Source organism: Sphingopyxis sp. BE235, assembly GCF_031457175.1.
Lineage (GTDB): Bacteria > Pseudomonadota > Alphaproteobacteria > Sphingomonadales > Sphingomonadaceae > Sphingopyxis.
The window spans coordinates 1-2523 of record NZ_JAVDWC010000011.1; the positions used below are offsets into that span (position 1 = coordinate 1).

Consider the following 2523-nt stretch of genomic DNA (forward strand, 5'->3'; position numbering starts at 1 on the left):
TGAGGATCAGCGTGCAATAGGCACCCCCTTCGTGGGGTGATCGGCGTGCAAAAAGGACCCCTTCATCCCGGGGATTTAGTCGGCCGACTGGTTTTGATCAGTTGGCGAGAACGGGATGTTGATCGTGGAGACAGTGGTTCGGATTCGGCGTGAGCATGCAGCGGGTAAGGCGATCAAGGCGATCGCTCGTGACCTTCGTTTGTCGCGGAAGGTCGTCCGCAAAGCGATCCGGTCGCCGGAGGCGGCGTTCAACTATCAGCGCAAAGTCCAGCCGCTGCCGCGGATCGGTCCTTATCAGGATCGTCTCGATGCGCTGCTTGAGGAGAACGAAGGTCGCGGCCGCCGCGATCGGCTACGGATGACGCGTATCCATGACCTGCTGGTGCGCGAGGGGTTCGATGGATCCTATGATGCGGTGCGCCGCTATGCGGCGCGCTGGCGTGCTGCGCGGCGGAAGGATGCTGGCGAAGGCGCACCGGCGTTCATCCCGATGACCTTCCAGCCGGGTGAGGCCTACCAGTTCGACTGGAGCCACGAGGATGTGGAGATCGCCGGCAAGCCGATGCGGGTGAAGGTGGCGCATATGCGTCTCTGCGACTCGCGCGCACCCTATGTCCGGGCCTATCCGCGCGAGGGCCAGGAGATGCTGTTCGATGCCCATGCCCGGGCGTTCGCGTTCTTCGGCGGTGTGCCGCGACGCGGTATCTACGATAATATGAAGACGGCGGTGACGGCCGTGTTCACCGGCAAGGAGCGTGTGTTCAACCGCCGCTTCCTGATCATGACCGATCATTACATGGTCGAGCCGACCGCCTGCTCGCCGGCGGCGGGATGGGAGAAGGGCCAGGTCGAACAGCAGGTCCAGACGATCCGAGGCCGCTTCTTCCAGCCGCGACTCCGGTTCGCCAGCCTGGCCGAGCTCAACGGGTGGCTGGAGGCCGAGTGCCGGCGCTGGGCCGAGCATCATGCCCATCCCGAACGCGGGGATATTACCGTCGCCGAGGCGCTGGATATGGAGCGACCGGCCCTGCAGCCGATCCTGGCACCGTTCGACGGCTTCCATGAGAGCGAGCATGCCGTCACCGGCACCTGCCTCATCAGCTTCGATCGCAACCGCTACTCGGTCATGTCGACGGCCGCACGCCGGACCGTTCAGGTGCGCTCCTATGCCGATCGCATCGTCATACGCTGCGGCGATGCGATCGTCGGGGAGCATGAGCGCCACTTCGGTCGGAACCGCACGATATACGATCCCTGGCATTATCTGCCGGTCCTCGCGCACAAGCCCGGCGCGCTGCGTAACGGCGCACCGTTCCAGGACTGGGATCTGCCGCCCGCCCTGCACCGATTACGGCGAAGGCTCGGCACCGGGGACGAGGCCGATCGCAGGTTCGTGCGGGTCCTCTCGGCGGTGCTCACCGATGGCCTGGAGCCGGTAGAGGCTGCCGTGCGCGAAGCGTTGGCGAACGGAACGGCCAGCGACGAGCTGATCCTCAACATCCTCTCCCGGCGCCGCGAGCCGGCGACACCCCACAGCATCGTCACTTCGGAAGACCGGATGCTGCAGCATCCTCCGCTCGCCGACTGTGCCCGCTATGATCTGCTGCGAGGCTATGATGCAGCGGCATGATATGATCGACACGATGCGCGGCCTCGGGCTCAAGGGCATGGCGGCGGCGTTCGACGAGGCGGTCACCACCGGCCTCCAGCGCAAGCGCACCACCATGGAGATACTGACCGACCTGCTCCGTGCTGAGGCGACCCACCGGGATGCAGCCTCCATCCGCTATCGGATGACGGCTGCGAGGCTGCCCGTGGTGAAGGACCTGGAGCGGTTCAGCTTCGAGGGCACACCGATCAATGAGGAGATGATCCGCTCCCTTCACGATGGCTCCTTCCTCCCGCCTCGCCGCAATATCGTGCTGGTCGGCGGCACGGGGACAGGCAAGACCCACCTCGCCATCGCGATCACCGCCAATGTCGTGCGAAGGGGCGCTCGCGCCCGCTACTTCAACACCGTCGATCTGGTGACACGCCTCGAAGAGGAGACCCGGATCGGCAAAGGCGGGACCCTGGCGGCGCAGCTGTCGCGGCTCGACCTGATCGTGCTCGACGAGCTTGGATATCTGCCGTTCGCCCGCTCGGGAGGGCAGTTGCTGTTCCACCTCATCAGCAAGCTTTATGAGCGGACCAGCGTCATCATCACCACGAACCTCGCCTTCGGCGAATGGCCGACCGTGTTCGGCGATCCCAAGATGACCACGGCGCTGCTCGACCGCGTCACCCACCACTGCGATATCGTCGAGACGGGCAACGACAGCTGGCGCTTCAAAAACCGCAGCTGACAGCCACCTTCGGCGCCTTCAAAAATCTATCTTGCGCTGCGCGCGCCTCCGGTCGGGCTACGCCCGCCCTCCGCCGCACGCAGCGCAAGGCCATCTTCAACAAACCAGCATCATATTATCCGAAAAGGGGGTCCCTCTTCGACGCCGATCGGGGGTCCCTTTTGAACGCCGTTTGACA

General features: G+C 64.7%; 2 protein-coding genes. Both read left to right on the plus strand.

The features are described from left to right. Positions 1-115: 115 nt before the first annotated feature. Positions 116-1630, plus strand: a complete 1515-nt coding sequence (istA, locus tag J2X38_RS22925) for an IS21 family transposase (RefSeq protein ID WP_021238707.1) — start codon at positions 116-118, stop codon at positions 1628-1630. Beyond that, a complete protein-coding gene (istB, locus tag J2X38_RS22930; protein WP_031304487.1) occupies positions 1617-2345 on the plus strand; it encodes an IS21-like element helper ATPase IstB in 729 nt (242 codons plus the stop codon). The genes istA and istB overlap by 14 nt, the downstream gene beginning before the upstream one ends. The last annotated feature ends 178 nt before the right edge of the window (positions 2346-2523 follow it).

What these genes read in the sequence shown, in the direction of transcription:
- istA (WP_021238707.1), top strand. Translation starts at nt 116, where the DNA reads ATGTTGATCGTGGAGACAGTGGTTCGGATTCGGCGTGAGCATGCAGCG.
- istB (WP_031304487.1), top strand. Translation starts at nt 1,617, where the DNA reads ATGCAGCGGCATGATATGATCGACACGATGCGCGGCCTCGGGCTCAAG.